The 26,005-nt window shown below is 37.4% G+C and carries 19 protein-coding genes; 6 read left to right on the plus strand and 13 right to left on the minus strand.

The window, feature by feature from the left end:
• Positions 1–113 precede the first annotated feature (113 nt).
• The 8 genes from B0E34_RS16025 to B0E34_RS16060 all read right to left on the minus strand — a co-directional run bounded on the left by B0E34_RS16025 (position 114) and on the right by B0E34_RS16060 (position 9,332).
• A complete protein-coding gene (locus tag B0E34_RS16025; RefSeq protein ID WP_087711074.1) occupies positions 114–776 on the minus strand; it encodes a copper homeostasis protein CutC in 663 nt (220 codons plus the stop codon).
• A gap of 106 nt (positions 777–882) precedes the next feature.
• Complete coding sequence (locus B0E34_RS16030; protein WP_087711537.1) at positions 883–1,878, minus strand: isoaspartyl peptidase/L-asparaginase family protein; 996 nt, start codon at positions 1,876–1,878, stop codon at positions 883–885.
• A gap of 97 nt (positions 1,879–1,975) precedes the next feature.
• Complete coding sequence (locus B0E34_RS16035; protein WP_087711076.1) at positions 1,976–2,458, minus strand: DUF6691 family protein; 483 nt, start codon at positions 2,456–2,458, stop codon at positions 1,976–1,978.
• Between the two features lie 9 nt (positions 2,459–2,467).
• Entirely contained in the window at positions 2,468–3,031 is a 564-nt protein-coding gene (locus B0E34_RS16040) for a YeeE/YedE family protein (protein WP_087711077.1), read from the minus strand.
• Positions 3,032–3,247: 216 nt separating this feature from the next.
• The gene (locus B0E34_RS16045; RefSeq protein WP_087711079.1) at positions 3,248–4,660 is read right to left on the minus strand and encodes an MBL fold metallo-hydrolase; all 1,413 of its coding nucleotides are present in this window, start codon (positions 4,658–4,660) and stop codon (positions 3,248–3,250) included.
• Positions 4,661–5,226: 566 nt separating this feature from the next.
• Positions 5,227–6,021, minus strand: coding sequence for a sulfite exporter TauE/SafE family protein (locus B0E34_RS16050; RefSeq protein ID WP_087711081.1), 795 nt, complete (start codon positions 6,019–6,021; stop codon positions 5,227–5,229).
• A gap of 394 nt (positions 6,022–6,415) precedes the next feature.
• Positions 6,416–7,045: a Crp/Fnr family transcriptional regulator gene (locus tag B0E34_RS16055; protein WP_087711083.1), complete on the minus strand. Its 630-nt coding sequence runs from the start codon at positions 7,043–7,045 to the stop codon at positions 6,416–6,418.
• A gap of 16 nt (positions 7,046–7,061) precedes the next feature.
• Positions 7,062–9,332: a beta-N-acetylhexosaminidase gene (locus B0E34_RS16060; RefSeq protein ID WP_087711085.1), complete on the minus strand. Its 2,271-nt coding sequence runs from the start codon at positions 9,330–9,332 to the stop codon at positions 7,062–7,064.
• Positions 9,333–9,435: 103 nt separating this feature from the next.
• On the opposite strand from B0E34_RS16060, the gene B0E34_RS16065 reads away from it, so the two are divergent.
• From B0E34_RS16065 to B0E34_RS16075, 3 genes are all read left to right on the plus strand, one after another.
• Positions 9,436–10,245: a DUF4197 domain-containing protein gene (locus B0E34_RS16065; protein ID WP_087711087.1), complete on the plus strand. Its 810-nt coding sequence runs from the start codon at positions 9,436–9,438 to the stop codon at positions 10,243–10,245.
• A gap of 896 nt (positions 10,246–11,141) precedes the next feature.
• On the plus strand, positions 11,142–14,255 hold the full coding sequence (locus B0E34_RS16070) for a SusC/RagA family TonB-linked outer membrane protein (RefSeq protein ID WP_087711089.1): 3,114 nt from the start codon (positions 11,142–11,144) through the stop codon (positions 14,253–14,255).
• Positions 14,256–14,265: 10 nt separating this feature from the next.
• Positions 14,266–15,912 (plus strand): RagB/SusD family nutrient uptake outer membrane protein, encoded by a 1,647-nt coding sequence (locus tag B0E34_RS16075; RefSeq protein WP_087711091.1) that lies wholly within the window; start codon positions 14,266–14,268, stop codon positions 15,910–15,912.
• Between the two features lie 55 nt (positions 15,913–15,967).
• On the opposite strand, the gene B0E34_RS16080 is transcribed toward B0E34_RS16075, so the two are convergent.
• Positions 15,968–16,621 carry a CoA transferase subunit B gene (locus B0E34_RS16080; protein ID WP_087711093.1) on the minus strand — a complete coding sequence of 218 codons (654 nt, stop codon included), beginning with the start codon at positions 16,619–16,621 and terminating at the stop codon, positions 15,968–15,970.
• A gap of 121 nt (positions 16,622–16,742) precedes the next feature.
• Between B0E34_RS16080 and B0E34_RS16085 the strand changes: the two genes are divergently transcribed.
• The gene (locus tag B0E34_RS16085; RefSeq protein ID WP_087711095.1) at positions 16,743–18,536 is read left to right on the plus strand and encodes an ABC transporter ATP-binding protein; all 1,794 of its coding nucleotides are present in this window, start codon (positions 16,743–16,745) and stop codon (positions 18,534–18,536) included.
• A 208-nt stretch (positions 18,537–18,744) separates the two neighbouring features.
• Here B0E34_RS16085 and B0E34_RS16090 read toward each other — a convergent pair whose 3' ends face one another.
• Positions 18,745–19,446 (minus strand): CoA transferase subunit A, encoded by a 702-nt coding sequence (locus B0E34_RS16090; protein ID WP_029297233.1) that lies wholly within the window; start codon positions 19,444–19,446, stop codon positions 18,745–18,747.
• Positions 19,447–19,575: 129 nt separating this feature from the next.
• Here B0E34_RS16090 and B0E34_RS16095 point away from each other — a divergent pair, with 129 nt between their 5' ends.
• Positions 19,576–19,953, plus strand: coding sequence for a DoxX family protein (locus B0E34_RS16095; protein ID WP_076393154.1), 378 nt, complete (start codon positions 19,576–19,578; stop codon positions 19,951–19,953).
• Between the two features lie 286 nt (positions 19,954–20,239).
• Here the strand turns inward: B0E34_RS16095 and B0E34_RS16100 are convergent, their stop codons facing one another.
• A complete protein-coding gene (locus B0E34_RS16100) occupies positions 20,240–22,978 on the minus strand; it encodes a fibronectin type III domain-containing protein (protein WP_087711097.1) in 2,739 nt (912 codons plus the stop codon).
• 298 nt (positions 22,979–23,276) lie between these two features.
• Here B0E34_RS16100 and rplS point away from each other — a divergent pair, with 298 nt between their 5' ends.
• On the plus strand, positions 23,277–23,633 hold the full coding sequence (gene rplS / locus B0E34_RS16105) for a 50S ribosomal protein L19 (RefSeq protein WP_034709455.1): 357 nt from the start codon (positions 23,277–23,279) through the stop codon (positions 23,631–23,633).
• A gap of 290 nt (positions 23,634–23,923) precedes the next feature.
• On the opposite strand, the gene B0E34_RS16110 is transcribed toward rplS, so the two are convergent.
• Both B0E34_RS16110 and B0E34_RS16115 read right to left on the minus strand, forming a co-directional pair.
• Entirely contained in the window at positions 23,924–24,919 is a 996-nt protein-coding gene (locus B0E34_RS16110; RefSeq protein ID WP_087711099.1) for an alpha/beta fold hydrolase, read from the minus strand.
• Between the two features lie 72 nt (positions 24,920–24,991).
• Positions 24,992–25,969, minus strand: a complete 978-nt coding sequence (locus B0E34_RS16115) for an EamA family transporter (protein WP_087711101.1) — start codon at positions 25,967–25,969, stop codon at positions 24,992–24,994.
• Between the last annotated feature and the right edge of the window lie 36 nt (positions 25,970–26,005).

Raw genomic sequence — 26,005 nt, forward strand, 5'->3', positions numbered from 1 at the left:
TTTTATGAAGCTAAGGTTTTAGCCATTCAGCTTAATCAGCGACTTTGTCGCAATACTTTGCTCCCTTAAGTAAATATACAGTTAAATAAATCTTTGCGTTAAAATTCATTTTATTATTTATTCTTCAAAGCAATAATCTCTTCAGCATTCGCAAAAGCTCCGCCGTCCGTAATTGCGGAAGAATGAAAATATCCAGCTTTGGTAAGTTCTCTGATTTCTTCGATATTGGATGACCGAAGTCCGCCACCGACAAGAATTTCGATTCTGCCATTGGATAACTCTACTAATTTTTTAAGATTTTCCTTTCCTTCCGAAACTTTAGGTTTTTGTCCTGAAGTCAGAATGGTTGTAAAGCCGCATTCAATAACTTTTTCCAATGATTTTTCTAAATCTTTTGCGCGGTCAAAGGCACGATGAAAAGTACATGGATAAGGTTTTGCCAGTTCCACCAAAATTTTATTGTGCTCACTATTCACCTCATCATTTTCATCTAAAATTCCGAACACGAAACCGTCTACGTTTAAAGATTTTAATTGAACCAGATCTGATTTCATCTGCTCAAATTCTTCATCAGTGTAAGTAAAATCTCCGCCACGGGGACGAACCATCACAAAGATTGGAATATTGATTTTTTCTCTAAGCTGTTGTACGGTTTCAAAATCCGGTGTGGTTCCGCCTTCGCTTAATCCGTCACACAATTCTATTCGGTCTGCACCGTTTTCAAAAGCGATTAATGCAGATTCCAGATTGAAGCACGCTATTTCTATTTTTGACATTTTTTTAATTTAAGTTTTGGCTAAAGCCAATGGATTTTTTATTTTGAAAAACGGGCTAAAGCCCGTTCCTATTGATATCTACTAACTGTTTGATTACGGAAATTATTTATTTTAATGCAAAACCTGGTTTCTCCAGACGGTTTCCTTTCTGGTCATATACCGCAAAATTAAACCCATCCTGAATGCAGTAGGAGCCATATTCCCCTTTTTTATTAAGGGCAATAAAACCCACCTGAATATCCTTCAGATTTTTATTTCTACGCTGTGTAATTTTTACAATTCTTTCAACCGCTTCTTTACAAGCCTGTTGCGGCGTTCTTCCCTGTCTCATTAATTCTACCACCAAATGTGTTCCTACGGTTCGGATCACTTCTTCGCCATGACCGGTTGCCGTTGCTGCACCCACCTCGTTATCAACAAACAAACCCGCCCCGATAATCGGTGAATCTCCGACTCTTCCATGCATTTTGAAAGCCATTCCGCTCGTTGTACAGGCTCCGGAAAGATTTCCGTTTGTATCCAGAGCGATCATTCCGATTGTATCGTGATTTTCGATATTGACGATCGGTTGATATTTGCTGTCTTTCAGCCATTCTTTCCATTCTTTTTCGGATTCCGGAGTGAGAATATTTTCTTTTTTGAATCCCTGCGAAACGGCAAACTGCAAAGCTCCGTCTCCAACCAACATCACGTGAGGTGTTTTTTCCATCACAGCTCTTGCTACGGAAATTGGATTTTTAATATTTTCAAGACAGGCAACAGATCCGATGTTGTAGTTTTCGTCCATAATACAGGCATCTAAAGTCACTCTTCCATCTCTGTCGGGACGACCGCCGTAACCGACGCTTCTCTCTTCAGGATCATTTTCCACAAGGCGGACTCCTTTTTCCACTGCATCCAAAGCTCTTCCTCCTTTTCCGAGAATCGTCCAGGCTTCTTCATTGGCTTTTAAACCGAAATTCCATGTGGAAAGAACGATCGGTTTATTAATGATTGTATTGTTGTTTTCAGGTTGATTTTTAGCTAACAGATCCAACGGATTTACCGCTAAAGCCAGTGAAGCGACGGCAGATTTTTTCAGAAACTTTCTTCTACTTTGCATACTCAGATTTATTTGGCTCCAAATTAAGGATTTTTCGAATGAAGATGAAATAAAAAAAGCGGTAGATTTTCTACCGCTCAAAATGATTTTATTGAAATTAATGAGGTAATTTTTCCCTGAAATATCCATACACCCAAGTTCCGAAAATGGCACTCAGCAAAGTGATGGCTACCGCAAAAGCTCCGGTTCCGATCTGTGCGAAAAGCGGTCCGGGACAGGCTCCTGTAATTGCCCATCCAAATCCGAAGATCAGTCCGCCATAAATTTGGCCTTTATTAAATTTCTTTGGAGCAATGGAAATTTTTTCGCCATAGATGGTTTTGATATTAAATTTTTTAATGATCAATACGGAAATCATTCCCGTTAAAACGGCACTTCCGATAACGCCGTACATGTGAAAAGACTGTAACCGGAACATTTCCTGAATTCTGAACCAGCTTATAATTTCTGCTTTTACAAAGATGATCCCGAATAATATTCCTACCATCATATATTTTAAATTGTGGTACCATTTATGATGAAGCTGACTTTCGTTGGTACAAATACTGTCCTGATGTCTTATCTCTTTTTCCTGTTTCATTTTTAAATTTTAAAGTGAAAGAATTATAGGCAGAATAACATTTGTCATTAAAAAACCGCCTACCATAAAGCAGATTGTTGCAATTAAGGAAGCGCCCTGAAGGTTGGAAAGTCCCATGATGGCGTGTCCGCTTGTACATCCTCCCGCATAACGCGTTCCGAAACCTACCAAAAAGCCGCCGACAACCATCATAATAAATCCTCTTATAGTAAAAAGACTGGTAAAATTCATGAGTTGGGTCGGAACGAGATTGCTGTAATCCGTAATTCCGTAGGTTGCTAATTCTGTTTTGAGATTCTGGTTAACGGTAATTTCTTGTGAGTTCATTAAAAATTGGGCGGCAATCATTCCGCCTAAAAAAATTCCAAACACGAAGAATAAATTCCATAGTTCTTTTTTCCAATCGTATTTAAAGAAGCCGATATTCGCAGGAATACAGGCTGCACAAATATGTCTGAGTGATGAGCTGATCCCGAAAGATTTATTTCCCAAAATCAGCAAAGCAGGAACAATAAGCCCGATTAACGGTCCTGCAACGTACCACGGCCAAGGTTCTTTTATGATTTCTAACATTAAGTATTTGTATTAAAACTGTTTTATATTCTGATTAATGATTTTAACGTGAGTTTGATGTAAAGATTGCAAATAAAATCGACTTCACCAGAAATTGACCTATTTTTGGATCTAAACGCCAGGAACGCTAAGTTTTCTTTTCAAAATAACTCTGTTGATTTTTATTCTGCCTGATTTTGGATCTCCAAAGATCTTTTGTCTCTTTCTTTGTTAAATCTATTTTAAAATTTTACTCTGGCAAACAAAATCACTTACCGGAATGTCTGTTTGAGAAATTGCGCTGAACCCGCCTTCAATTTCACTAAAATTGCGGTAGCCTCTTGCCTGAAGAATACTTGCAGCCATCATACTTCTGTAACCTCCTGCACAGTGAAGATAGAAATGTTCTGCCGGATCGATTGAACTGATCCATTCGTTGATGTATGCCAAAGGTTTGTTGAATGCTTCATCTATATGTTCTGCATTGTATTCACTTTCTTTGCGGACATCAATAATTTTTGCTTGTTTTCCTTTGATTTCTTTTTCAAATTGCTGCGCTGAAATTCTGTTGACAGAATCTGTTTCTTTACCGCTGTCTTTCCATGCGTTGAAACTGCCTTTTAAAAATCCGAGGACATTGTCAAATCCTACACGGCTTAATCGGGTTACGGTTTCTTCCTCTTCGTTTTCGTTGGTTATGAGCAGAATCGGCTGTTTTACATCTACAATCAAAGCTCCGACCCAAGGTGCAAAATCGCCATTCAATCCAATATTGATGGATTGTGGAACAAATCCTTTTGCGAAGTCTTCGTTATTTCGTACATCCAAAATCAAAGCACCAGAATGTTCTGCCATTTCTTCAAATTCGTCAGGAGAAAATGCCTGTAAACCTTTTGACAAGACCTCATCGAAACTGTCGTAGCCTTTTTTGTTCATTGCCACGTTCATTCCAAAATACGCAGGAGGCGGAAGAAGTCCGTCTGTAACCGCTTTGATGAAACTTTCCTTATCTTTCTGATTCAAGGCGTAATTGGTTTTCTTCTGATTTCCAAGTGAGTCTACCGTTTCTTTCTGCATATTTTTTCCGCATGCAGAACCTGCTCCGTGTGCAGGATAAACAGTGATATCATCATTCAAAGGTAAAATTTTGCTGTAAAGACTTTCATAAAGTAAGCCTGCCAATTCTTCCTGCGTCATGTTTGCTGCTTTCTGTGCCAGATCGGGACGGCCTACATCACCTAAAAACAAAGTATCTCCGCTAAAAAGGGCTGTTTCTTTGCCGTTTTCGTCCATCAGAAGAAAAGATGAGCTTTCCATGGTATGACCGGGTGTGTGAAGAACTTTTATGGTTATATTTCCTACCTCAAAAACCTGATTGTCTTCTGCAATGATGGCTTCAAATTCCGGTTTTGCAGTGGGACCGTAAACGATGGGTGCGCTTGTTTTTCTGCTTAAATCGAGATGTCCGCTGACAAAATCTGCATGAAAATGGGTTTCAAAAATGTATTTCAGCGTAACATTATCTTTTTCAAGACGCTCAATATAAGGCTGGGTTTCTCTTAGCGGGTCTATAATTGCCGCTTCACCGTTGGAAACAATGTAATAAGCTCCCTGTGCAAGACATCCTGTATAAATCTGTTCTATTTTCATTTTTTATGATTTTAAATTTTACTTATTTTTTCTGATACAAATTTCTTGGTTTGGAATTTTCTGTACCGCTACTTTTGTTACAGAAGGGCTTTATTTTTGAACACAAAGACAACGAAGATTTTTTTAACTATTGTGATTTTTGCGCTTCACAAAGCCGCTAACGCTTATAAGAGATTGAAATTCATGGTTATTCTAATTAAAATTAACTTTAAGTATAAGTTTTGGCTAAAGCCTATTGTTTTCTTGATTATTAAAATGGGCAGAAGCCCATTCCTATTGATACTTTTGCACTGTTTTTACATCAAACTCACATTAAAACACTATGTACCCAAAGATTTTTAAACTACTAGGCTTTTTTGAGTATCATAAAGATGCTAACACTTTTAAATGATTGGACTTTATGATATTTTATTTTCTACATTCAGAAATTTAAACTTTGACATTTTTTACCCCGAATCTTTCGCAGCCCGACCTGAGTGGAGCTCTTTTTGTTTTTTACAAAACAAAAAGATTGGGTACCCTTCGATAAACTCAGGATAAATTACAGGCGGAAATAGCTGCCCAAATTAAAAGAAAATTTCTTTGACGATGATGTACATTCCCATCACGAGAATAAACCATCCGAAAGCTGGTTTGAGCTTTTTTCCGTCGATTTTTTTGGACAACTGCGAACCGATGATGATGCCTACAATGGCAATTGATGAAATGGTGGCTAATAATTTCCAATCGATTTTCACAGCATCCATAGATGAGAAAAATCCGATAAGCGAATTCAGCGAAATGATTACCAGTGAAGTTCCGATGGCTACTTTCATTGGAGTTTTAAGAAGATTAACGAGTGCGGGAATAATCATAAATCCTCCTCCTGCACCGACTAAACCTGTTAAAATTCCTACAACAGATCCTTCTCCTGCTGCCAAAAGGGTACTGTTTTTCTGTAAGTCTGATGTTTTGGTAACACAATCTGTAGTTTTCTGAATCATTTTGTAGGAAGCCAAAATCATTAATCCTGCAAAAATTAAAAGCAGTAAAATATCTTTCGTCACCACAAAGTTGCTGACGGTAAAAACTTTAGCGGGAATTAAGGGTACAATATAATTTCGCGTCAGGAAAATAGAAATAATAGACGGAATGCCGAAAACAAGGGCGGTTTTAAAATTTACCAGACCTTTTTTAAAATAGGAAACTGAACCGACCACACTGCTGATCCCCACAATAAAAAGGGAATATTCTGTTGCCAGAAAAGCATCTAATCCGAAAAGGTAAACCAAAACGGGAACGGTAAGAATGCTTCCGCCGCCACCGATTAAACCTAACGAAATTCCTATTAAAACAGAAGCGAGATATCCAAAAATTTCCATGTTTTCAACTTTATGATGCAAAATTGAAGATATCGGGAAAGGTGTACCGCTACTTTTGTTACAGAAGGATTTTTTATAGCGTGTTTTTATGTTTGCGAACTTGTAAGATTTTTTGATCGCGAAGTTCACGAAGATTTTTTTGACTACTAAATGTTTTTAAGTTCGCAAAGCCGTTTCACTTAGATAAGACCGCTAAGAAATTCAGGGAAGTAATATAGAACCTTTGTAAACATTTAACAGAATTACGTTTGTTATGTTGAAAGGATATTAATATTTTTTTTGATCGCGAAGTTCGCTAAGATTTTTTGACTACTCAATGTTTTTAAGTTCGCGAAGTTACTTCGACAAGTTCAGCATAAACTTTTCACTTAGATAAGATCGCGAAGAGTTTTGTCTAATCTTTTAAAATTGTAATTTTATTTCGTCCGAGCTGGAGTTTTCCGGAGTCTTCGAGCTGTTTCAGGAGTCGGGAAACGACGACTCTGGCTGTTCCGAGTTCATTGGCAAGCTGTTCGTGGGTGATGACGATGGTTTTGGAATTCAGAATTTCGGATTTTTTATGGAGAAGATTCAGCAGTCTTTCATCTACTTTTTTGAAAGCGATCGCATTGATGATATCCAAGAGTTCTTCAAAGCGTTTATGATACAGCCTGAAAATATAATCGAGCCATTCCGGATATTCTTTAATAAACAATGAAACCTTGTCAACAGGTAGAAACAGAATTTCGGTATCTTCTTCTACTTCCGCTTTTACGATGCTTTTTTCATTATGCATTCCGCCCAGAAAAGACATGATGCAGCTTTCTCCTGCTTTGATGTAGTACAGAAGAATTTCCCTCCCGTCTTCTTCGGTGCGGATCACCTTCATCATCCCTTTCATTACAATCGGAATGGAACGGATGGACGAATTTTCATCGAGAATAATATCACCTTCCTTATAAGTTTTCGTCACTCCGTATCTGTAAAGCTTTTCCACCAGTTCCGGCGAAGAAGTAAATTCTGAAGAAAGCACTGAATCCTGCATAATAAAATTTCTAAGGCTAATTTACACCAATTTCGTCAACAAAAAGCCACGCTTTAGAATCTGCACCAGGATTTCCCGCAGGAATAATGCCTGCATTTTCTATTTTAACCTTAATAAATTTTGAACTCTGGCTTCCTACATTCACTTTAATTTTTCCTTTTGCTGAAAGGACTTCTTCTTTTCCGACTTCTTTGATTAATTTAAAATCTGTTCCGTTTTCAGACACAAAAATCTGAGCCGATTTAGCGAAATGAATCCAGCTTCCTTTGTTGTCTAAAGTATTGAAATAGACTTCCGAAAACTGATTTTTCTGTCCGAAATCAATGGTTGCCACCACATCTTTTCCATTAAAACCGAGCCATGTTTTTCCCAATTGTTTTTGGTTTCCAGTAATTCCGTCGATTAAAGTAAAAGCTCCGCCGAAAGAATAATTTTCACTTGGCTGTTCTTCTAATGTAATTTTTTTTCCGGTTGTTTTGGATATCGTGAAAATTTGGGAAGATACAGCGCTTTTAAGCTGTCCATTTTCGAAATAGGCAGATTTAACCGTCATTGATTTTGAAATCTGAACAGGATTTTTATAGGTCTGAGAATTAGCTGAAGGATCCGTTCCGTCCACTGTATATCGGATTCCATCCGGATTTTGTGAGGTTGAAAGTTCATAGGCAACACCATTTTCGGAAGAAATTACTTTACCTGAAACATTGTAAATGCTTTTCGCATAATTCACCCCCATTTTATCCAGATTTCTGAATTCATTAATTACTCTTCCTTCGAATTCTTTGTAATTTTTAGGATCAGAAGTTCCCCAACCTACTTCCGAAAGTGCCAGTAATCTTGGGAAAATCATATACTGAACATGGTTGAAATCAAGAATGTATTCCGTCCACAGATTTGCCTGAACTCCTAAAATGTATTTTGCCTGTTCTGCATTCAGTTCTTCGGGAATCGGATTGTAAGAATAGACTTTATCCAAAGGGGTAAATCCTCCGAAAGCATTGGGTTCCGTCGCCGGATCTCCCTGATAATGATCGAAATAACAGTAAGAACCGGGAGTCATGACGGCAAAATGACCGGATTTGGCAGCTTCTACCCCGCCTTTAATTCCTGTCCAGCTCATTACCGCGGCATTCGGAGCCAGCCCGCCTTCAAGAATTTCATCCCAGCCGATAATTTTTCTGCCTTTTGAATTCACGTATTTTTCAATTCTTTGGATAAAATAGCTTTGCAGACCATGCTCATCTTTCAGATTATTTTTTTTGATTAATTCCTGACAATGAGGGCATTCTTTCCACCTTGTTTTCGGGCATTCATCGCCTCCGATGTGAATGTATTGTGAAGGAAAAAGAGCGATTACCTCATCTAAAACATTTTCTAAAAATGTAAAAGTTTCATCTTTCGGACAGAAAACATCATCAAAAACGCCCCATTTTGTGGCAGGTTCGAAGGGTCCTTTTGTACAGGCTAAATCCGGATAGGCGGACAATGCAGCTAAAGCGTGACCCGGCATTTCAATTTCGGGAACTATGGTAACATGTCTTTCCTGAGCATATTTTACCACTTCTTTAATCTGATCCTGCGTATAAAAATAAGGTCCGTAAGGTTTTCCGTCGAAGGTATTGTCAACATACGCTCCGATCATCGATTCTTTACGTTTTGAACCGATCTGCGTTAATTTAGGATATTTTTTGATCTCGATTCTCCAACCCTGATCATCGGTTAAATGCCAGTGAAAAGTATTGAGTTTGTACATGGCAAGATAATCAATGTATTGTTTTACTTCTTCAACGGTGAAAAAATGTCTGGAAACGTCCAAATGCATTCCTCTCCATTGAAATTTTGGGGAATCATGGATTTCGAGAGCAGGAATTTTTCCGTCTTCTGAAGTTTTTATTAATTGTAGAAGAGTTTGAATGCCTTGAAAAAGACCTTCAGGGTTCTTCCCAACAACCATAATCATTTCGTTGCTGATATTTATAATGTAATTTGAATTAAACTCTCGTTTATTATCAATTTTTAAATCTTTATTTAACAGTAGCGAAATAAAATTTGGCTTTGTTTTTTTTATGTTTTGAGATGAATTTTTTGGATAGATTTTTTTAAAATTATCCATAAAATATTTGTATTCATTCGATTTTTTGTCTCCCACGAAAAGTGTATTCCCGCTTATCTCGAAATTCCCTGTTTTTAATTCAACCTTTTGCGGATAGGGAATTAAATTTAATCTGGTTTGAGTAAAAAAGAGACTTGAAAAAAGCACAGAAAGTATCAGTAAAAAACGCTGCATTTTGTGGATTTAAGATTTAAGCGAATATACTTATTTTCTGAAAATTTTAAAGATGATTTAACTTATTAAGAAACAAAACATCTAATTTTGCAAAAAATAAACGATGAGAAAAACATTTCTTTTGATAGGCGGACTTTTATTTTCAGTTTCCGCACAGGCACAAATTTTAGATGTTATAAAATCTACCGTGAAAGATCAGACAGGAATTGATCTTAACAATCCTAAAGTTCCGGCTCAAACCAGCGGAACGGCAACCACGCCAAAAACAACCACGACCACATCTCCAATCAATCTCGGAAGTCTTACATCAACCCAAATTTCTTCGGGACTAAAGGAAGCATTAAGTCTGGGTGTAAATGAAGGAGTAAAAAAACTGGGCGTTACAGACGGTTTCCTGAAAAATGAAGCTGTAAAAATCTTAATGCCCGAAAAACTGAGAAAAATCGACACTACTTTACGCTCTATCGGGTTGGGAAGTCTTGCAGACCAGGGCGTAAAATTGCTGAACAGAGCTGCGGAAGATGCCGTAACGGAAGCTGCCCCAATCTTTACAAAAGCGATTACTTCAATGACGATCACAGATGCTAAAAATATTTTACTGGGAAGTAATAATGCAGCGACAAACTATTTACAGACTAAAACTCAATCGCAATTATTTACAGCGTTTCAGCCAAAAGTAAAAGCTTCACTGGGAAAAGTGGGAGCCGATAAGGTCTGGAGCAATATTATTTCTAAATACAATACTTTTACCGGACAGGCTGTAACCACGGATCTTAATGAATATGTAACCACAGAAACCATCAACGGGGTTTTCAAAATGGTGGCAGAAAAAGAAAGCGGAATCCGAAATACTCCTGCCATGAGAACCACAAGTATTTTGCAGAAGGTTTTCGGAGCGCAGGACGGTAAATAATATACGCTAACTGAGACTTTATTCTCTTTTAATACAAAAATACCATCCATCTTGCAGACTGCAGGATGGATTTTTTATGTCTGATAAAGATTTACACGGTTTTTTTTAAAAACTAACTGATAATCAAACTATTGCATTTCATTAATTAACCTTCAGACAAAATGGTATTACTTTGATAAGTTCTATGACTTTGTATATCTTAAAAGCTGAATTCCTGATAATTGAATCTATTTGTTTAACCATTGCGGTTAAGAAGACTTATCCCGAACTCACGTTAATTAATTATATTAGACTTAATTCAGTACAAAGATTTGTGATCTAAATTGTTTTTAATTTAAATGCTGATAAGTTTAGACTAAAGCCAATTGGTTCCTAATTGTTAAAATGAAATAAAGCCTTCTCCTATTGAATCTTGTATCGTTATTATTTTGAACTTTTAGGACATTAAAAATGTTGTGGAAATGTTAGACGAATTTTAACATGAAACTGAAAAATAACTCTAATTTTTGCAAGATCTTTTTTTTCAATCATTTTTACTTTTTCAAATGTTTCTTTTTTCACAGAATTAAGAAAAAACATCCTTCTTGCTATTGATTTTGGGAGATTTAAAAAGAAGAATATTTTATAAAACATGATAAAAATCACATTTTAAAATACACAATTAATAAAATAAATTACTGAATATCAATTATTTAAAATTTAAAGTTAACATTATATTAAAAAAAATAAAATTTTTATTAAAAAAAGTTTAATATAGAAGCCAGATAATAAAATCAAATTGCGCAATCGATTACACAAAAGTTTTTAATTCGTTTTTTCAACAGAATTTCGGGAAGTAGCTAAGCTCTGATTCTTATTGAAAAGAAAAACATTTAATTCAAAAAAAAACTAAAATTATGTCATCTGAAAAAATAGCAAAATCCGGCTTTCTGATTCGAAAAAAGCTTGCTGTTTTGTTTCTGTTTTCCTCTGTAGCAGTTTTTGCGCAGCAGGGTAAAGAGGTAAGCGGAAAGATTACTAACAACAAACAGGCTCCTGTTCCTAACGCAACGGTGAAGGAAGAAGGTACAGAAAATTCTGTTACTACAGATGCTGAAGGAAATTTCATCATCAAACTGCTTAAGGATCAGTCTTCGCTTTCTGTTGAAAATGAAGGATTTCAGTCGCAGATTATCCCAGTGAACAACCGTTCTTTTATCGCGGTTCCGCTAAAGGAAGAAAAAACGAAAAGCATCGAGCAGATTGTACTGGTAGGTTACGGCAGCGTTAAAAAATCAGATCTTACAGGATCTGTAAATACTTTAAGTACCGACAAAATTATAGAACGAAATACTACAAGTGCACTGGAAGGTATTCAGGGAAGTATGCCCGGAGTACAGATAACTTCGAATTCTGGGAGAGTGGGCGATGGTTTTAAAATGACGATCCGCGGAAATAACTCTCTCATCTCATCCGGAAATCCATTATATGTTGTAGACGGAGTTCCTACGGATAATATCGATTTTCTGAATCCTCAGGATATTGCCCGAATGGACATTCTTAAGGATGCTTCTTCTGCTGCAATATACGGTTCCAGAGGAGCGAGCGGAGTGGTTTTGGTAACCACTAAAAACGGAGCTACCGTAAAATCCGGAGTAAGTGTTTCTCTGGAAACTTCTTATGGTGTAAGAACTGCCGCCCGTTTACCGAAAATGATGTCCGGAGAAGAATGGTGGCGCTTTCATCAGGCAGCATATCTCAGCGCAAATCCTATGACCCAGACTCCTGCACAACTGGCAACACTTGCCGGAAACCAGAGTCCTCTTCTTGTACAGAGAGCCAATAACGGCTATAATTTCGACTGGTATGATGCGGTACTTCAGCCGGGTTCTACCCAAAATCATTACATTAATGTTTCGGGAAGATCTGAAGGAGGACTGGGATATAATTTATCTTTCGGTATTCAGGGAAATGAAGGGATTATTGCCAATGATTCTAACGACAAGTATACTTTTAAACTGGGAATTAATCATAAGATCAATTCTAAATTTACAACTGGTGCTAATATAACGGTTGCAAGAACTGTTACAGAATACGGAAGTGATCTTGCCATGAGATCGGCATTCAGTTTCAGTCCGCTTATTTCGCCTTACGCAGTAGATGCAAATGGAAACGATATTCCGGGACAACTGTTTTTATTACCCGGAAAACTTACATATCCGGACGGATCCTGGGTAATTAATAAAACAAGTACCATCAACCCTCTTCTGGAAATTGCCAACTCCAGACAAAATGAAAGGGTGTGGCAGACTTTGGGAAATTTATTTTTTCAATATCAGCCTAAAAAATGGCTTTCTTTAAAAACTACATTTTCTGCAGGATTTTCAAACTCAAGACTTGGAATCTCCAACACAGCGGAAACAAATGTAGGTATTGCGCTTAACAGACTCAACTCTGCTTCTGTAGGCAAAACCGAAAATTTCAATTATACGTGGGATAATCAGATTGACATAAAACATACTTTTAAAGATGTTCATGATGTAAGTCTACTGTTGCTGCAAAGTATTTACTCTAATGAAGAGGAATCTTCCTATGGCTATTCTAACGGACAGCCTTTTAATTCTGAATTTTATAATCTGGGCTTCGGACTTCAGAGCAGTTATCAGCTTCAGGCGGCTCCTTACATGAAGAGAACTCTTAATTCTTATGCTGTACGACTGAATTACGGGTTTAAAGACAAATATTTATTGACGGCATCTACCCGATGGGATGGTTCTTCGGTATTATCCACAGGCAATAAGTGGACTGCTTTTCCTTCTCTAGCATTGGGATGGAAAATAAGTAAGGAATCTTTTCTTGAAAATGTATCTTCTATTTCAGAATTAAAACTAAGAGCAAGTATCGGATATACCGGAAACGACAATGTTGCACCTTATCAGTCGCTTGCATTACTGGATCAGCAGACTTTTTATGCTAATGGCAGTACACTCGTTCCGGGATTACAATCCTCCGTTTTCGCGAATCCGCTCCTTACATGGGAAAAAACAAGGGAGCTTAATTTCGGGCTGGATTTCGGATTTTTAAAAAACAGAATCAGCGGTACTGTTGATGTATACGACAGGCTTTCCGATAATCTGATCTACAGACAACAGCTTCCCGCAGAAATGGGGATTAAATATACCTACTCGAATGTAGGATCTGTAAGCAACAAAGGGGTTGAAGTATTACTGACCACAAAAAATATTAAAAGTAAACTCATAAACTGGGAGACGACTTTTACCTTTACGAAAAACGTAAATAAACTCGAATCTATTTACAATCAGGATCAGGTAAGCGATAAGGGAAATCTTCTTATTTTAGGTTCCAGCTTAAACCCGAATTTCAATTATGTGTACGACGGAGTTTGGCAGGAAAGTGAGGCAGCGCAGGCAGCCGCTTACGGGCAGGCTCCGGGAATGGCACGTCCGAAAGATCTTAATGGCGACGGAAAATTTGATGCAAATGACAGAACGGTTATCGGCAGTTCGGTTCCGAAATGGCAGGGAAGTTTTTACTCCAGACTTACGGTAGGGAAATTCGATTTCAATTTTTCTATTATTACCAGTCAGGGACAAACGGTTCTCAGTACTTTTCATCAAAATTTTGCTGATGTTTCAGACAGAGGTCGTCAGAAAATGGCGATGGAATATTTTGTACCAACTAATAGTGCAGGACTTGCTGCTAATGCCAATACGACAAATCCAAGACCGGGTCCGGTTGCTACAGGAGCAGGAGCATTTTGGTCTACAGGATTCGGGTATTACAGAGATATTTCTTTTGTGAAGGTAAAAAACATTTCACTTGGATATACCTTTGATTCGGAATTCCTCAGCAAAATAAAGATGAGCAATCTCAGAGTTTACATTAATGTTCTCGATCCTTTTGTATTTACCAAATTCGACGGATATGATCCTGAATGGGCAGCCGCAAATATCGGGATCAACAGACCGGCTTCAATTACTACACAATTAGGACTAAGTGCTAAATTTTAATTCTACAATCATGAAAAAGATATTCTTAACATTAATTTTCGCCGCTTCGATTTTCAATTCCTGCAGCGATTTTCTCGAAGAAGAAAGTTTGTCTAATGCTCCTGCAGACGACGCCTATAAGACTGCGGTAGGATTTCAGTTACTTGTGAACACCGATTATGCATGGTTAAAAAGTATCTATGGTGGAGATCCTTGGCTTTTTGTAGCCGGTACAGATATGTATGCGGAAGGAAGAACGCCGGAACCGGCAGGTCTCAGCCAATATACTCAACTTATTCCCGCTTCAGAAGGTGTGGATCAGTTATATACATCCTGTTATCAACTTATTCAGGCGGTAAACAAGACTGTATATTATTCCAAAATTACAGAACAGACCGCCAATGTTCCGGTATTGGTGGGAGAAGCAAGGTTTTTAAGAGCCAATGCATATTTTCTGCTGGTGCAGACGTATGGCGGAGTACCGATTGTAGAAGAGAACTTTACTTTGCCAGTTCTTCAGTTTGATAGAAATTCAGCAGAACAAGTATATACGTACATCATCAATGAGTTGAAAGCTTCACTTGCAGCGGTAGGAACACAAGCTTATTCTACCAGCGGAAAAGTTAATAAAAGAGCAGTGAATGATCTTTTGGCAAAAGTATACCTTACCCGAGGCTATGAGACTTTCGGTTCGGCTTCAGATTTTGCAACTGCGGCAACGTATGCAGATGCAGCCATCGCAGGACAGGGATTAACAATTGCTCCTGCTGATTTATTTTACCCCGGTAAAGATCTTAATGCTGAAACTATTTTTTCTGTACAGTATGATTTTGCTTCTACCAGTACATCTCCTACTACCCTTGGAAACAAGCAGTTTTACTACTTCAGTTCATATCTTGGCGGTGCAGAAACTAATGGTAACGCTCCGTTAAGAAGTTATAATCTTTGCCCGACATCTTACGCATTGAATTTATTTAAAAAAGGAGATCTGAGATGGGAGTCTACCTTTATGAACGTTGTGTATGAAAGATATTACGACTTTTTCAGAGTAGCAGATAAATCTACGCTGAGAATTAAACATTTTTATGAACCTTTATGGTATACCGCAGCAGATAAAACAGCGTGGCTGTCTGCCAATGCTTCAAAACTCGCTCCGGGATTTGTTTACCACGACAAAGGAACTTTTGATGCGGCTTATACTTTGGTGAAGAATCTGGATTACCAGACCATTCCTGTGAAAAAGTTTGATGATCCTTCCCCTTCAACTCCATCCAGTACGGGAGCAGTAAGTACGAGAGATATTATTGTTTCAAGACTTGCAGATACGTATCTTATTGCAGCAGAAGCCTATTTGAAATCAGGAAATTCTGCTTTAGGACTTTTAAGACTGAATGCAGTAAGAGCAAGAGCGGGAGTTCCGGATGCTACACCGGCAGAATTTAACATCGATTATATTCTTGATGAACGCGGCAGAGAAATGCTTGGAGAATACAACAGATGGTTTGATCTTAAGCGTACAGGAACTCTTATTACGAGAACTGTACAGTACAATTATAAAATTACAAGTGCTTCTAACTTCAATGGTAATAACGGAGCCAAGAAAATTTTAAGACCTATTCCGCAGACGGTTTTAGATCTTAATCAGAATAAAAATTTTCCGCAAAACCCAGCTTATTAATACACTATTCAAAAAAATAATCCGCCTTTATGAGACGGATTATTTTTTTATTATGTTAAAACTGCATTTCCGGAATTTCTCCTTCAATAATCAGATCAGCTTCTGTAGATTGTATGATGTGCTCCACAGAAACTCCCGGAGCTCTTTCAACAAGTTTAAAACCTTGAGGCGTAACATCTAAAACTGCTAATTCTGTAACCACTCTTTTCACGCAGTTTACTCCGGTTAAAGGTAGGGTACATTTTTTCAGAATTTTGCTTTCTCCTGCTTTGTTTACGTGCATCATCGCAACGATAATATTTTCTGCCGAAGCTACAAGATCCATTGCCCCGCCCATTCCTTTGACCATTTTTCCCGGAATTTTCCAGTTGGCAATATCTCCGTTTTCGGCAACTTCCATGGCTCCCAAAATGGTAAGATCGACTTTCTGCGCTCTGATCATCCCGAAACTGAACGCCGAATCGAAGAAGGAACCTCCGTCTAAGATGGTAATCGTCTGTTTTCCGGCATTGATGACATCTGCGTCTTCTTCTCCCTCAAAAGGAAATGGTCCCATTCCCAAAACTCCGTTCTCACTCTGAAACTCTACCGAAAGATTGTCCGGAACGTAGTTGGCAACCAATGTTGGAATTCCGATTCCTAAATTTACATAATATCCGTCTTTTACTTCTCTTGAAATTCTTTGTGCAATTTGTTCTTTAGTCAGCATAGCTTAATCTTATCCTGCCAAATTAGCCATTTTTTCAGAATTATGAAATAATTTTCTTTCTTATCCTATGATAAATGTTACTTCTTAAATTGTTGTAAATTTGTACGCTTTAATTTAAACGATGAAAATTTTATTACATTACCTTAAACCTTATAAGTGGCTGATTATTATTTCGCTTTTTTTAGCTGCTGTAAATCAGGTATTTTCTTTATTTGCACCTGCCATTACAGGGAATATATTAGACAAACTTGTTACCCATCCCAATTTTTTCGATAAAGAGAAAACCCTTCCGAGAAATATGGAAGAATATCTCTACGGAACAGATATTTACCATGGTGTTTTCTACTTTTTAGGGCTTTTAATCGGTACTGCGATGATCAGCCGTATCGCCAAAGCGTTTCAGGATTATGTGGTGAATGTGATTATTCAGAAATTCGGGGCTAAAATTTTTACGGACGGTCTGAAGCATTCGATGAGACTTCCTTTTCAGGAATTTGAAGACCAGAGAAGTGGTGAAACGCTTTCTATTTTAACAAAAGTACGTGAAGATTCTGTAAGGTTTATCAATAATTTCATTAATGTCTTTTTTGGAATTTTAGTGAGTATCATTTTCGTTTCTGTATACGCGATTCGTCTGCACTGGTCGATTATGCCGGTTTATGTAGTGGGAATTATTTTTATTGCAGTGGTAACGAATTTGTTAAGCAAGAGAATAAAAACCATTCAGAAAAATATTGTTACCGAAACAACCAATCTTGCGGGAAGTACCACGGAAAGTCTCAGAAATATTGAGATCGTAAAAAGTCTGGGACTGACCAATCAGGAAGTGGAACGTCTGAACAACAATACCTACAAAATTCTGAATCTGGAACTGAGAAAGGTTAAAAGCATCCGTTCTTTAAGCTTTGTACAGGGAACTCTGGTTAATTTTTTACAGCAGATCATCACATTTACGTTGTTGTTATTAATTTTTAAAAATATTGTAACTCCGGGACAGTATTTATCGTTAATGTTTTACGGATTCTTTATTTTCGGACCTATGCAGGAAATTGGAAACATCATCATTTCTTATCGTGAAGCTCAGGCTTCTCTGAATAATTTCGACCGGGTGATGAAGAAAGAAGTGGAACCAAAACCTTTAAAGCCAAAGAAAATCGGAGCTATTGAGGAGCTTGAGTTTGAAAAAGTTTCGTTTCAGCATCAGACTGCGCATTATAAGGCTTTAAATTCTATTTCATTTAACGTAAAAAACGGAGAGACCATTGCTTTTGTAGGACCAAGCGGTTCGGGAAAAAGTACTTTGGTAAAACTGTTGGTGGGATTATACAGACCGCAGGAAGGCTCTATTTTATACAACAATATCAACGGAAAAGAATTTGATTTTGATGAACTGAGAAACCAGATCGGATTTGTAACGCAGGACACTCAGCTTTTTGCTGGAACTATTAAAGAAAATCTTTTGTTTGTAAATCCATCCGCAACGGAAGAAGATTTGCAATTGGCTTTAAAAAAATCAAGCTGTACCGCTCTTCTGGAGCGTGCTGAAAACGGAATTAATACCGTGATTGGTGAAGGCGGACTAAAACTAAGCGGCGGTGAAAAGCAGAGAATTGCCATTGCAAGAGCGTTACTGAGAAAACCTCATTTGCTGATCTTTGATGAAGCTACTTCTGCACTGGACAGTATTACCGAAGAGGAAATTACAACAACCATTAAAGAAATTTCAAAGGAAAAAGAGCAGATTACGGTTCTTATTGCACACCGTTTAAGCACGATTATGCACGCCGACAGAATTTACGTTTTAGAACGCGGACAAATTGTAGAAACCGGCTCTCATCTTAATCTTATTGAAGAAAAAGGTTTGTATTATGCCATGTGGAGACAGCAGATCGGGGAGAGAAAAACTTTGGTGTAGATGAGGTGGAAGTTGGAAGCGGGATGATGGAAGTTGACATGATTGTGAGATTCTTCACTTTTGTTCATAATGGCTAATGACAATTGATAACCTTATTCTTTACTCTCTTTTCATTATTATTTCCTAAATGACAATTAGGCTTTTATAACTAAAATAAATTACCCCGAATGTTGATTTCGGGGTATTATTTTTATGAAGAAATTTAAAATTAATCTCTTTTTCTAACGGTTCTCTGCTCAATTCTTTTTTCGAATTTTTCACCCTGAAAAATTCTCTGGATCATGATTCCCGGAATGTGAATCTGGTTGGGATCCAATTCTCCCGGTTCTACCAATTCTTCTACTTCTGCAATGGTAATTTTTCCTGCTCCCGCCATCGGATGATTGAAGTTTCTTGCCGATCCTTTGAAGATAAGGTTTCCGGCGTGATCTCCTTTCCATGCTTTTACAATTGAGAAGTCTGCTTCATAAGCATATTCCAGAATGTGGGGTTTTCCTTTGAAATCTTTTACTTCTTTTCCTTCCGCTACTTCCGTTCCGAAACCAGCCGGTGTATAGAAAGCGGGAATTCCTGCCTGTGCCGCTCTGCATTTTTCTGCCAAAGTTCCCTGCGGAGTAAGTTCTACTTCCAATTCTCCTGAAAGCATCTGTCTTTCGAATTCTGCATTTTCTCCCACATAAGACGAAATCATTTTTTTGATCTGTCTTTTGTGAAGCAGTAATCCCAAACCGAAATCGTCTACTCCGGCGTTGTTTGAAATACAGGTTAAGTCTTTTACATCACTCTCTACCAAAGCATTAATTGAGTTTTCAGGAATTCCGCAAAGTCCGAATCCGCCTAACATTAATGTCATTCCGTCTTTAATGCCTTCGATGGCTTCCTTTGCATTTTTTACTCTTTTATCTATCATGAAATATTAGATTTTTCTGTTGGCTAAATTTAATAATTTTTCTCATATATCCGGTGTTCAGGATTTTTAGATTTTTTCATGGTCTAAAATTTGGATAGTCTACATCATCACCCCACAAATATCTATATTATGGAAGCAAAAAATATTTCAAGAATTGCACTCGGCGCATTTTTAATTACCGCAGGAATAGGACATCTTACTTTCGCAAGGAAAGAGTTTCAGGCACAGGTTCCGGAATGGGTTCCTCTGGATAAAGATGATACTGTTGTTTATTCGGGAGTTGCCGAAATCGCTTTAGGAACGGCAATGATCGCAACGCCTAAAAAATACAGAAAAAATATGGGAAGAATTGTTGCGGGATTTTTCGCGGCTGTTTTTCCCGGGAATATTGCCCAATACAAGAACAGAAGGGATTCTTTTGGACTGAACACGGATAATCAGAGATTGGGAAGACTTTTTATGCAGGCTCCGCTGATTGCATGGGCACTGAAATCTACTGATGATTGATTTTTGAATGTCAAATATTGAGCTACGGAGAATGTTTTAGCCCAGATTGAGCGGCATGTCTGAGCTTTTTTTTGTTTTCGGCGGCTGCTTCGCAGCCGCCGAAAACAAAAAAAAGCGAGTAGCGAAAGCTGGAAACAGCTCCAATTTGAATGATCGATAATCAATAATTGATGATTGATAATTGATGAGCGATGGGTCAATATATAGTTGATGTAAAAATTACCAAAATAACAAAAACGGACTTTTCTAAGCCCGTTTTTGTTGATTTATAAGAAAATGAAGTGTTTTACTGAATGACTAATTTTAAGGTAAATAATTTTCTTGTGTATACTTTTACAAAATACACTCCTTTCGGAAGATTTTCGTTGACCAGAGAAAAACGCTGGTTATTAACATTTTTCGACTGATATAAAAGGTCTCCGTTGGCAGAAAGAAGTTCTATTTTTTCGATCGGATAATCACTTTTGATGAAAGTCGGTTCACCCGGTTTTGTAGGATTGGGATAAAGCACCACATTTTTTTCTGTACTTTTTGTTTCTTCCGTTCCTAAAGTTGTTCCGGTTACCTGAAACTGAACTCTGTTTGAAACTTCCGTGTAAGAATCGTTGGTAAACATCACCATATAATAATTTCCCGGCGTTGCAGGAACTGCTGTTCCGGTGATTGTTTTGGTTCCCTGTGTAATTCCGTCAAAATAAGTATACGAAACAAACTGATCATCGGGAACCGAAATATTCTGAGGATAAATTCCGAGCCAGTCTTTGATGATTCCCGGAGAATCCGTCCATGAAGCGGTGATATTTTCTCCTAAACTGTAAACCGGCTTGTTGATCCAAAGTTCGGTTACCACATCCCCTACTTTAAAGAAAACTTTCTCACCAACCGTTGTATAACCGTCTTCCAAGAAGTACTGTGCATAATAATATCCTTTGGCAAGTCCTGTAAAATTAAGCGTTCCCGAAGCGGTTGTCACATAACTCCACTGTGTAGAATTTATGGTTCCGGGAGTGTGTCCCATTTTATAAATTCCGATCCAGTCTTTGTTTAGATTCGGTCCGTTGGAGAAATTTACGGTTACAGTTCCGCCAACAGGATAAACATCTGAAGTTGTGCTTAAATTAACTTTCGGACCTACGTAGAAATTTTTTCTCGGCGTAATTTCCGTGTAACCATTATTGGCAAAAAATCCTGCAAAATACTGACCTTTGGCAGCAATTCCGTTCGGGAAAGTGGCTGTTCCTGCGGTTTGTCCGTTAGTGTACATAAAAGCCTGAGAAGTTACGGCAGAAGGATTCTGTCCTTTTTTATAAATTCCAACCCAGTCCTGATTATTTCCGGGACCGTCTGTAAAATTGGCAATAATGGGCTCGTTTTGAAGATATTCTGTTTTATTTAAAGTGAATGTAGGGTTGGAAACCACACTTCCGGTTACTGTAAACTGTTTTACATCGCTCCAGTCGCTCCACTCCATATTGCGGTCTCTGTAACGCACTTTTACATAATAGTTTCCGTTGGTAATTGAGTTGGCGGCAATGGTCGCTTTGGTAATGTCTACTCCTGCATTCAGGTTTTTTGTGATATCGGGAGTTCCGCTTCCGTCTTTTCCGAACCAGTTTTCATAGTCTCTGTAAAATTCTTTTTCAATGATGGAAAAATCAGCTGCTTTGCTAATTAAGAACTGAGTGGTGTTCAGCAATTCTCCGTTTGAGCCTGAAAATGTACTTCCGTTTAAAGTTAGCGGTAAAGTAACCGGCGCCGTAAATGTATTGGAAATGGAAGGTTTTGCAGGTTTGGGCTGATTTTTATAGCGGTGGAATGTATCGATCAGCTCATTATATTTTTTATGATAAACCCCTCCGATAGAATAGGATTCCACATCTACTTTTCCCGTGTTTACATCTACTTCCACGATCTGATACGTCCAGTCTGTTAATGTTTTCTGAACATCATCAAAGTCCTGTTCGGTCGACATTCCCCAATACTGATCCCATGCAACTCCACCGGAAATAATCTGGTAATTCGGTGTATTTTTCAACTGACCTCTGTGGTATAAATGGTGATGCGCTCCGACGTGCATTAAATATTTTGAAGAAGTGGTTAAAAGGGGAACAGCACTGTTTCTTACCCACGTAGAAATGTCTCCTACATATTGCTCCGCCTGATACGGTCTGTGGCTCAGAGAAATGATCCAGTCGACAGTAGAATCACCGTTTGCAGCATTTAAAACCTGTTGCAGCCACATCATTTGTGCAGAGCCTGTATGTTCGGAACTCAAACTTATAAACAGAACGTTTCCAGCCTGTTGTGCATAGTAATTTTCGTTTCCCGAGCTAATGTTTTTATACTGAATTTCATCGATGTAAAAATGTGCGTAATAGGAATTCATTCCCAGACTTCCGTATGTTTCGTGATTTCCCACTGTAGTCTGAATCGGAAGATAAGGCGATAAATTAATATTTTTTTTGAAATGAACATTTTCGTAATGATCCAAAGTTCCCACATCTACCTGATCTCCAACCATAAAGGTCAAAGCAATATTATCTGAAGGATCAGAAGCTGCGCCGAATTTTTCCTTTAATTTTTTATACGCATTTAAAGTTAAGGTATCGTATCTCGGTTCTGCTTTAATCTGGTTGTCTCCCATGATGAGAAAACGAATTTTTCCGTTGGCTGTTGCCGCCTGTCCCGGTAAAGGAAGTGTTCGGAAATTATACACCGCAGATTCGCTGGTTCCTGTTTTAATTTTATAATAATATTTTGTGTTGGGCTGAAGATTGGCAATTTTTGCGGTGTGATAAAAATAATTGTTGTTATACCCGGTATCTGAAAAAATATTCGTTGTTCCTGTAAAAGTAACATTCAGATTATTGGGGCTTGTTCCGTAAAAAACGGTAGTTTCATTATTGGAAGAGGTTTTCCAGTTGACAATCATGGAAGTTGGCGTAGGATTTTGTAAGTAAGGATACAAAGTCTGCCCCAAAACCATCTGGACGACGAAAAGGAAAAAGAAAAAACAATGTTTCATTTTTAGTTTACTTTTTATTAGATTTATTGAGATTAAAAATTGTATATCAATGAATTATCGAAATTTTTATTGTCTGATTTTATTTTCGTGCAAAAGTAGAGTTCACATGTAAACTGTGTCTGATGGGAAGTTGAAGGAAATATTAAATCTGAGCCGAAAAACGGGGTGAAAATTTCATGATATTTAATATAAAATTGTTTGGAAAATTTCAAAAATGTTTTGTACATTTGCAACCTGTTATTCAACCTCTGACGAAGTCCGTGTAAGTTGCTTAGCTTTAACATTTTATTTATTAATAATGGATTTATTAAAGTACGTACAAGACAAGTACATTACAAAAAAAGAATTCCCTGAATTCAAAGCGGGTGATACGATCACTGTTTACTACGAAATTAAAGAAGGACAAAAAACAAGAACTCAGTTCTTCAAAGGAACAGTTATCCAATTGAGAGGTACTGGTTCTACAAAAACTTTCACGATCAGAAAAATGTCTGGTGATGTAGGTGTAGAAAGAGTATTCCCAATCAACATGCCGGCTCTTCAAAAAATTGAAGTTGACAGAAGAGGTAGAGTTAGAAGATCTAGAATCTACTACTTCAGAGACCTTAGAGGTAAAAAAGCGAGAATTAAAGACGCTGCTTACAAGAAGAAATAATTCAGACAACAATACATACGAAAAGAGACTGCTAATTTTTAGCGGTCTCTTTTTATTTGAATTACTATTATTTGGAGCTATTTCCCGCTTTCCGCTGCAATCTTTTTTTTTCAAAAAAAGGATTTTCACTTCAATCGGGGCTAAGAAAAGGATGCATTTTAAAACCACCCCGTCAAAAATTTCAGGAAATTTTCGCCACCCCTCCAGAGGAGGGGAATTTTACACAAAAAAAACGCTTTATAATTTTCCATTCCTTTATATAAACGTCTATCATGTAACTTTAAGCTTCTTTACTTAATAAATTCATACAGCGCATTCCAGAATTTATCATAGACCTCAATATGCGGAAGGTGACCTACGTTTTCAATTTCGACTAGCTTGGAACCAACAATCTGTTGTTGTGTTTTCTTTCCTAATTCCTGATATTGCCCCATTTTGGGCTGCAGTTCTTTTGGAGCGCGGTCTTTCCCGATTGCTGTTCTGTCTCTTGTTCCGATAATGAGCAAAGTGGGAACTTTTATGTTTTTAAATTCATAGCAAACCGGCTGATTGTAAATCATATCTGAAGTTAAGGCTGCATCCCATGCAACTTTCGGGTAATCAGGATGCAACGTCCATCCTGCAATTAAGTCTAACCAGGGTTGATATTCTGCTTTCCATTTATTATCATAATAAAATTTAAGCTGATAATTTTTGTAAGTTTCTGCGGTATTCTTTAATTCCGACTGATATGCCTGATCGATGGTTTGATAAGTGGCAAATGTTTTATAATCTTCCAATCCGATTGGATTTTCCATGATCAATTTTTCGACTTTTTCGGGGTATTGTAAAGTAAACCTTGTTGCAACCATCCCTCCCATCGAATGTCCTAAAACAATAATTTTATCGATTTGTAATTTATCCAGAATGGCTTTTGTATTTTCTGCCAACTGCGAAAATGAAAACTGGTAACTTTGAGGCTTCGAAGATTTTCCAAATCCTATCTGATCCGGAATTATTACTCTAAAACCTTTATCTGAAAGGTCTTTTGCTGTTTTTTCCCAATAAGCTCCGTTAAAATTTTTACCATGAAGAAGCATTATGGTTTTACCGTTTGACTTTTTAGGATGAACATCCATATAGGCCATTTTCAGATCGTTTTTCTGAGATTTGAAATTTAAAAACTGAACTTCAAAAGGATATTGATAGTTCGTTAATTCCGCATCCAGTGGTCTCACCTGTGATAATAGAAGATTCGTACTTATAACAAAAATTAATGCGGTAAATATATTTCTGTAATATTTCATAAACCATTTTATTTACTGAAATTAAAAAACCATTCCAAAAGAAACGGTTTTCAAGTATTAATGATGATTTATTTAAGATATTTCGGCTAGTTGTTTGTCTTTTTTGGGAAGATTCATTAAAACAATGGCAAAAAGAATCAATATAATTCCCACCCACTGAATAAAAATAACTTTTTCTCCCAATAAAACAAATGCCATTGTTACGGAAACCGGCAGTTCCAAAGAAGAAACGATACTTCCCAATCCGAGTCCTGTATTCGGAAATCCGACATTAAATAAAATCGGTGGAATTATGGTTCCGAAAAGTGATAAAATTAAACCATATTTCCATAAAATTGAATAATTAAAGGAATGGATATGTTCTGTATTGTCTGTAAAAGTTAGGTAAAAAGATTTTAATCCTTCGAAATGCAACGGCCCGATCTGTGCAAAAAACAAGAATGCAAAAACAACAACTGAACCACCCAAAAGCATTATAATACTTTTTCTGAAAACAGGCAAATGTGTCGCTAATGTATTGGAAGTAAACATAGTAAGCGTATAGGAAGCTGCTGCCAATAATCCCCAAAAAATGCCTTTCCAATCCAAATCCAAGCTTTCGTTGATTAAATTGGTTGCTAAAATAGTTCCCGCCAAAACAATAATTACAGAAACAATTTTTCTTGCATTGGGTATTTTTTTTGTCAGAAAACTTTCCACCACTACACTGAACCAGACCGACTGCATCAGCAAAACAATCGCAATCGAAACATTAATATATTGTACGGCAATGTAATAAAACAAACTGGTGCAACCTAATGAAGTTCCAGCCAACATTAAGTTTATTACTTCTTTTGATGTTGGCGACGGTAATGCTTTTTTAGAGGTGATTGTCTGAATAAAATTTAAGACTAAAAGACCAACGATTCCCAATAAAAACTGTGATGTTGTAACTTCTGAAGTGGTGTACCCATCCTGATAAGCGAGTTTAACAAACGTTGCCAACATTCCGTATATACTGGCTCCAATCCCTACAAATAAAACTCCCTTTAATATATTTCTCTTCTGCATAATTCATTTTTTACAGCCCGCAAAGGTACGGATATA

This window comes from Chryseobacterium mucoviscidosis, from assembly GCF_002177115.1.
GTDB classification, from domain to species: domain Bacteria; phylum Bacteroidota; class Bacteroidia; order Flavobacteriales; family Weeksellaceae; genus Chryseobacterium; species Chryseobacterium mucoviscidosis.

Bases quoted from the DNA above. Each gene is read 5' to 3' on its own strand.
- B0E34_RS16025 (WP_087711074.1), bottom strand. From the start codon at position 776: ATGTCAAAAATAGAAATAGCGTGCTTCAATCTGGAATCTGCATTAATC.
- B0E34_RS16030 (WP_087711537.1), bottom strand. From the start codon at position 1,878: ATGCAAAGTAGAAGAAAGTTTCTGAAAAAATCTGCCGTCGCTTCACTG.
- B0E34_RS16035 (WP_087711076.1), bottom strand. From the start codon at position 2,458: ATGAAACAGGAAAAAGAGATAAGACATCAGGACAGTATTTGTACCAAC.
- B0E34_RS16040 (WP_087711077.1), bottom strand. From the start codon at position 3,031: ATGTTAGAAATCATAAAAGAACCTTGGCCGTGGTACGTTGCAGGACCG.
- B0E34_RS16045 (WP_087711079.1), bottom strand. From the start codon at position 4,660: ATGAAAATAGAACAGATTTATACAGGATGTCTTGCACAGGGAGCTTAT.
- B0E34_RS16050 (WP_087711081.1), bottom strand. From the start codon at position 6,021: ATGGAAATTTTTGGATATCTCGCTTCTGTTTTAATAGGAATTTCGTTA.
- B0E34_RS16055 (WP_087711083.1), bottom strand. From the start codon at position 7,045: ATGCAGGATTCAGTGCTTTCTTCAGAATTTACTTCTTCGCCGGAACTG.
- B0E34_RS16060 (WP_087711085.1), bottom strand. From the start codon at position 9,332: ATGCAGCGTTTTTTACTGATACTTTCTGTGCTTTTTTCAAGTCTCTTT.
- B0E34_RS16065 (WP_087711087.1), top strand. From the start codon at position 9,436: ATGAGAAAAACATTTCTTTTGATAGGCGGACTTTTATTTTCAGTTTCC.
- B0E34_RS16070 (WP_087711089.1), top strand. From the start codon at position 11,142: ATGTCATCTGAAAAAATAGCAAAATCCGGCTTTCTGATTCGAAAAAAG.
- B0E34_RS16075 (WP_087711091.1), top strand. From the start codon at position 14,266: ATGAAAAAGATATTCTTAACATTAATTTTCGCCGCTTCGATTTTCAAT.
- B0E34_RS16080 (WP_087711093.1), bottom strand. From the start codon at position 16,621: ATGCTGACTAAAGAACAAATTGCACAAAGAATTTCAAGAGAAGTAAAA.
- B0E34_RS16085 (WP_087711095.1), top strand. From the start codon at position 16,743: ATGAAAATTTTATTACATTACCTTAAACCTTATAAGTGGCTGATTATT.
- B0E34_RS16090 (WP_029297233.1), bottom strand. From the start codon at position 19,446: ATGATAGATAAAAGAGTAAAAAATGCAAAGGAAGCCATCGAAGGCATT.
- B0E34_RS16095 (WP_076393154.1), top strand. From the start codon at position 19,576: ATGGAAGCAAAAAATATTTCAAGAATTGCACTCGGCGCATTTTTAATT.
- B0E34_RS16100 (WP_087711097.1), bottom strand. From the start codon at position 22,978: ATGAAACATTGTTTTTTCTTTTTCCTTTTCGTCGTCCAGATGGTTTTG.
- rplS (WP_034709455.1), top strand. From the start codon at position 23,277: ATGGATTTATTAAAGTACGTACAAGACAAGTACATTACAAAAAAAGAA.
- B0E34_RS16110 (WP_087711099.1), bottom strand. From the start codon at position 24,919: ATGAAATATTACAGAAATATATTTACCGCATTAATTTTTGTTATAAGT.
- B0E34_RS16115 (WP_087711101.1), bottom strand. From the start codon at position 25,969: ATGCAGAAGAGAAATATATTAAAGGGAGTTTTATTTGTAGGGATTGGA.